Annotated in this window: 6 protein-coding genes; 3 read left to right on the top strand and 3 right to left on the bottom strand. The window is 52.9% G+C overall.

Annotated features, from left to right (window positions below; all coding sequences use genetic code 11):
• The 3 genes from J7413_RS18765 to J7413_RS18755 form a co-directional block, all read left to right on the top strand.
• Nucleotides 1–193 (top strand): hypothetical protein (locus J7413_RS18765; RefSeq protein ID WP_209101037.1); only part of this gene is annotated, 193 nt, incomplete at its 5' end.
• Between the two features lie 151 nt (nucleotides 194–344).
• Nucleotides 345–836, top strand: coding sequence for a molybdopterin-dependent oxidoreductase (locus J7413_RS18760; protein WP_209101035.1), 492 nt, complete (start codon nucleotides 345–347; stop codon nucleotides 834–836).
• A gap of 17 nt (nucleotides 837–853) precedes the next feature.
• On the top strand, nucleotides 854–2665 hold the full coding sequence (locus J7413_RS18755) for an ATP-binding protein (RefSeq protein WP_209101032.1): 1812 nt from the start codon (nucleotides 854–856) through the stop codon (nucleotides 2663–2665).
• Here the strand turns inward: J7413_RS18755 and J7413_RS18750 are convergent.
• The 3 genes from J7413_RS18750 to sfsA form a co-directional block, all read right to left on the bottom strand.
• Nucleotides 2662–4281 (bottom strand): choline dehydrogenase, encoded by a 1620-nt coding sequence (locus J7413_RS18750; RefSeq protein WP_209101030.1) that lies wholly within the window; start codon nucleotides 4279–4281, stop codon nucleotides 2662–2664. The two genes, J7413_RS18755 and J7413_RS18750, sit on opposite strands and share 4 nt — an antisense overlap.
• A gap of 184 nt (nucleotides 4282–4465) precedes the next feature.
• A complete protein-coding gene (gene map / locus J7413_RS18745) occupies nucleotides 4466–5332 on the bottom strand; it encodes a type I methionyl aminopeptidase (protein ID WP_209101029.1) in 867 nt (288 codons plus the stop codon).
• Nucleotides 5333–5405: 73 nt separating this feature from the next.
• Nucleotides 5406–6131 (bottom strand): DNA/RNA nuclease SfsA, encoded by a 726-nt coding sequence (gene sfsA, locus J7413_RS18740; protein ID WP_209101028.1) that lies wholly within the window; start codon nucleotides 6129–6131, stop codon nucleotides 5406–5408.
• Between the last annotated feature and the right edge of the window lie 33 nt (nucleotides 6132–6164).

Here is a 6164-nt window from a genome sequence, read left to right as displayed (position 1 = left end):
CCTGGTGCTCTTTCAAAATGCCAATGATCTGTTCTTCGCTGAAACGGCTTCTTTTCATCGTCTGTCTCCTCAGTTGGAGAACAGGCTAACCAAAATTTCAGGACATTTCAGGGGAGCAGGTCAGTCCGAACAAGGGGAGCTGCTCAGCCGGTCATGCACTAACAGTCAAACCGGACCACTCAGGTGGGGCTGATCAGCGGTTCATGGCGTGCGTTGTTATCCTTCTGTTAAAAGGCCATGAGGTATGCGACTTTTGTCAATAAAAGTAGTAGGAAGTATGTTGCGTTACCTGACGCGAACGGGGCAAACGTCAGATCATACAAAACTAAATATGGAGATGTTCAATGGTTAAGCTAGTTCGTTTCGCGCTATGCAGTATCGTTGCTATCTTATGTGCTGCAGCGAGTTTAACTGCTGAACAGCAGGGCCGAACCATTTTGACTGTGACGGGCGACACGGGGGATGTACAAGAGCTTGCATTCAATCGCCAAAAACTAAAAGAAATTGGCTGGGAAACCATAACGACAAAAACGCCATTCCTAGAAGGTGAGCATACTTTTTCTGGCACACCATTGGCAGATTTGTTGACCTCCCTCGACATCAAATCTGGCACGCTTAAAGCCTTTGCTTTGAATGACTATAGCGTCGATATCCCTGTCAGTGATGCTGAGGAATATTCCGTTTTGCTTGCGCTAGATCACAACGGTGAGCACATGCGTGTGCGTGATCGCGGGCCTATCTGGATCATTTACCCGATGACTGGCTCAGAACCGCTTTCGGTTGATGCTGAACGTCGAATGGTTTGGCAGCTCAAACGACTTGATTTGTCTCGCTGACCGTTTGGACATTGTAGATGTTGAGGCGCATCAAAGGCTATTTGACTTTCCGTAACCTGAGGACCTTGGTCGCTCTCGGGTTGTTGGTGTCTTTGATGTTTGTGTTCATTTCCAATCAAAGAGATCTGGAGGCGCTGAGAAAACGCTCCCTAATTGGGAGCAACGAGACGATTTGGCGCCTCAATGACGTGATCGTTGATACATTGCATTTCGGCTACTCGACAAGCTTTGCGCTTGAAGCTGAGCTGAACGGCAGTTCGCGCCATGGCATTGACCTTGAGGATGTGATGTTGCGCTTTGAGTTGCTATGGAGCAAGGTCGACATCGCTTTGACCTCCGATCTGCGTTATTTTGAGAGCTTTTTTGATCCGCTAGCTGAGCTTAAAGAAAAACTGGTCGAAATCGATCCGGTGTTGTTCAGCGGAGAGAGTATTGACCATGAAACCCTTCTGCGAGACGCACGTGATGTGCAGGATTTGGGGTTTGTGCTGCAGAAGACATGGCAGGATTCCTACACCAATCAAGTTTTCTCCAAGCGCGAACTGGAGCAACTCGCAAAGTCGCGTGGCATCGTAAGTGAACGGTTGGTTCTGGTCCTGATTGCGATACTGGTTGTTTATCTGATTGCTGAGGCGCGTTTGGTGGCCCGTGCGATGCGCAAGGAAGAAGAACTGCGTGCAAAAGCGCGCGCAGCGTCCATCGCAAACGAGACCAAATCTCGCTTTCTCGCCAATGTCAGTCATGAAATCAGAACGCCCTTAAATGGTATCATAGGTATGTCCAGTGAGCTGCTTGAGACACCTTTGAGTAAAGACCAGAGGGCTTGTCTGACGATTGTCTCGCACGCAGGCGATCTGCTTCTAAAGACACTCAACGACGTTTTAGATCTGTCTAAGGTGGAGTCCGGCGAATTTGATCTTGAAGACAGCGTTTTTGATCTCCCGCGTACACTCCAAGCGGCGATTGAACTCTACACAGCTTCAGCGCGCGAAAAGCAGCTCTCATTGGCGTTGGAAGCGAAGGCAGGCTTACCGCAGTTTGTGAAAGGCGACAAACAGCGTATGAGCCAAGTTCTTCATAACCTCATCGGAAATGCGATAAAATTCACCGAAACGGGGTCGATCACTTTGCAAGCCATGTACCTTCCGGATCGTAAAGTCTGTCGCTTTGAGGTGCGTGATACGGGCCTTGGGATTGATCCTGGGGTGTATGATAAGATCTTTGAGCCCTTTTCGCAGGCAGATGGGAGTGTGACACGCTCAAAGGGAGGAACAGGTCTTGGCTTGGCCATTTCACGTAGCTTTTGCGAAGCTATGGGAGGGCGCATCGGTGTGGCAAGCAATGCGGGGAATGGATCCGTTTTCTGGTTTGAGCTGCCCTACACAGAACATGCGCCGCCTCAGTCCCCGAATGGATATGCCACTGAAGGTGGCTCAGGGATCGGAAGCGAAGCCTGCCGTGGTGATCTCAAGAAGCTTCTGATCGTCGACGACAACGCAACAAACCGGTTTGTGCTAAAGAGATTTTTGAAAGATGCACCGGTACATGTAGACGAGGCGGTGGACGGTCTCGAAGCCGTCAATGCGGCCTCAACGAAGGCGTATGACGTTATACTGATGGACATTCAAATGCCTGTCATGGATGGGATCACTGCCGCAAACGAAATCAGAAAAACCGAAGCCGCAACAGGGGCGCAAGCGGCTCAAATCATCGCAGTGACGGCGAATGTCATGAAGCACCAAATCGAAGAATATTTGGCAGAAGGCATTGATGAGGTGCTGGGAAAGCCAGTCTCCAAACAAGATCTGCTCACGAGAATTGGGTGCTAGTGTCCGTCTTTTATCATTTGGGCCGCTTTTTCCGCAATCATTACGGTTGGCGCATTGGTATTTCCTGAAATGAGATTGGGCATGATGGATGCATCTACAACGCGTAATCCCTCCATCCCCTGAACACGCAGCTGGTTGTCCACAACAGCTAAGGCGTCTGTACCCATTTTACAGGTCCCTGCAGGATGATAAATCGTGTCTGCGCGCGCCCTGATGTGGTCCTCCCAATCAGCATCGGACACCGCGTGTTCCGTTCCAAAAAGCTCTTTGTATCGATAGCTGTTCATCGCGGGCGCTTGCATGATTTCTCTGGTTATGCGCGCGCCTTTGATCATGGTGTCCAGGTCTCTGCGGTCTGCCAGGAACGCGGGATCAATTGCTGGAGCCGCAAAAGGATCTGGGCTTTTTAGGGTTACGGTTCCCCGACTTTCTGGGCGCAATTTGCAAATATGGCAGCTGAAGCCATATCCCGGATGTAACTTACGCGCGTGGTCGTCCACGATCGAGATGACAAAGTGCAATTGGATGTCTGGACGATCCATCATGGGGTCGGTCTTTAGAAAGGCGCCGCCTTCTGCAAACGGCGTAGCGGCCATTGAGTTGCCATGTTTGCGCCAGTTCCAAAGATGGCGCAGCATGTTTACCGCTCCTGAGAAACCGATCCCAAAATTGTCTGTGTCTTTGGACTTGTAGGCCAGAACGAAATCCAAATGATCTTGAAGGTTCTTGCCAACACCAGGTAGGGCATGGCGCACGGTGATGCCATGCTTTTTAAGATCATCTGGGTCACCCACGCCAGAGAGTTGTAGGATTTGCGGCGATTTCAATGCGCCGCCACACAGCAAAACTTCACGTTTGGCGGTGACCGTGATGTCAGCGTCTTTGGCGCTCTTTTTGTATACAACACCCGTTGCTCGTTTGCCTTCAAAGGTGACACGGCTGGCGTATGCTTGAGTAACCACTGTGAGGTTTGGGCGTGACATTACGGGAAAAAGGTAAGCCGCAGCGACGGAACAGCGTTCGCCGTTTTTGTCCTTTTCGTGAAACTGGGTGACCTGATAGAGTCCAACACCTTCGTTGTCGCCGCGATTGAAGTCAGCGCTGCTACGGTGTTGCATCTGAGTGGCGGCATCTACAAAGGCTTTTGAAATCGGGCGTGGTGCTTTTTGCTCAGACACCTGCAGCGGGCCAGAAGTGCCATGCAGGGGGTCTGGCCCGCGCTCATTGTTTTCAGATTTTAGGAAATACGGCAGGACGTTTTCCCAGTCCCACCCTTCACAGCCCTGCGCTGCCCAATCGTCATAGTCCTGTCGCTGTCCACGCACATAGAGCATTGCATTGATCGCACTGGAGCCGCCGAGCGTTTTCCCACGGGGTTGGTAGCCAATGCGACCATTGAGCCCGGGTTGGGGGAGTGTGGAAAAGGCCCAGTTGTTTATCTTGGCGGGTTTCCCGGGCAACATTGCGACGACAGCTGCCGGCATGCGCACAAGAATGCTGTTGCCACCACCACCGGCTTCCAGCAGGCAAACCGATGTATTTGGATCCTCCGACAACCGATTGGCGAGAACACAGCCAGCAGAGCCGCCACCAACAATCACATAGTCAAATTCCATAGTGCGCTCCCGCGTCGGTCTTTTCTACGCGGTAGTTTTGATGTGCAGCTTTGCGGTTGCAAGCCCAAGAACCATGAGTTTGAGCGGGGTTCCGTGACGGAATTCAGTGATTGTCAGGGTTTGGTAAGACATTTCTCAAAAGCGTCACAGGTGGCGAACACGCAACGCTTTGGATATGTCGCCATCAAGACCAAGTTGGATGAAACCGTCCGGCGTTTGACAAAGTGAAGATATCTACCCCGTCAGATGTTACGCCGACGGAATGCTCAAACTGGGCGGAAAGAGACTTGTCGCGCGTTACAGCCGTCCAATCGTCATCCAGAACTTTGGTTTCAGCGCGGCCCAAGTTCACCATTGGCTCAATGGTGAAGAACATGCCTTCTTCCAGCACTGGCCCGCTACCTGCACGTCCGTAGTGCAGAACGTTTGGCGGCGCGTGAAACACCAAACCCAGGCCATGACCACAAAAGTCGCGCACGACAGACATCCGCTGACGCTCGACATAAGTTTGAATGGCGTTGCCGATATCACCGAAGGTATTGCCGGGTTTAACGGCGTCAATACCAACCATCAGCGCATCATGGGTAACCTGAATGAGCTTTTTCGCAAATGGTTTTGGCTTACCAGCCACATACATGCGGCTTGTGTCGCCAAACCAGCCATCAACGATCACGGTGACATCGATATTGAGAATATCGCCATCTTGCAGTTTGTCATCGGCGCGCATCGGGTCTTCTTTGCGGGCGCTGGTCTCTTTGTTCCACTTGGGGATCGGGCTGCCGGGGATGCCGTGGCACACAACGTGATTTACGCTGATGCAGCTGGCGTGCTGGTAGCCGCGATAGCCGATGGTGGCGGATTCAGCGCCAGCCGCGTCGACTTTGGACTCAATCAGGCGGTCGAGCTCTGCCGTGGTCTGGCCGGGGAACACGTGCTCTGCGATTTCATCAAGGATCTGAGAGGCAAGCGCGCCTGCTTTGTGCATGCCGGCATGGTCGCCTGGGGCGTAAATGCGAATGCCATCGCGAGTTTGGCGGCCTTTGCCGATCATCTGAACTGCTCCATCACCTAGGTTTCGACGCTATGTAAGGGCAAATGCCTCAAAGCGCCAGAGGGGGCTTATGCTATGCGCCAGAAAGGGTTTCAGGGAGGTGAAAAGGCAGGCGTTTTCCGATGATGATCTGTTCTGGAGTTATGTCGCAGCGATAGGCGATCACCTCGACCCCGGCGGCCTGCGCCTTGATGAAGGTCGCGGCATAGGTCGGGTCGATGTCATGAGCCAGTGTCACCTGCTTCGCATCGGTGCGTTGCACCAGATAGAACATGGCGGCGTCATGACCCTCGGCGCGCATCTCGATCAGCTCTTGCAGGTGTTTGGCCCCGCGCGCGGTCACGCTGTCGGGAAACTCGGCCACACCGGGTTGGCGCGACAGGGTGACGGATTTGACCTCGAGATAGAGGTCAGGGCGACTGGCACCGGACAGCAGGAAATCAATCCGGCTGTTTTGGCCGTATTTCACCTCCGGGCGGATCATGTCGTAGCTGGCGTATTCGGGGATTTCGCCTGCCATCAGCGCGGTTTTTAATGCGCGGTTGGGCACCGAAGTGTCCACACCGGTGAAATCACCGCTCTCATGCTCCACCAAGCGCCAGCCGTACTTGAGCTTTTTCTTCGAGTCATCATTGGGCTCAAGCCAGATTTTCATCCCCGGTTCGGCCAGCCCCATCATTGAGCCGGGATTGGCACAATGGGCGGTCACCTCTGTGCCATTTTCCAGCACCGCATCGGCGAGAAAGCGTTTGTAGCGACGGATCAGCGTGGCGGGGATAAGAGGGGTTTGAAAGCGCATGTGACAGGCCTATACCTGCACTAAGCTGCTGAC

The sequence above is a fragment of the Shimia sp. R10_1 genome (genome assembly GCF_017744095.1).
GTDB lineage: Bacteria > Pseudomonadota > Alphaproteobacteria > Rhodobacterales > Rhodobacteraceae > Shimia.
The sequence above is the reverse complement of the archived record's forward strand: the minus strand, read 5'-3'. Positions and strand labels throughout refer to the sequence as shown.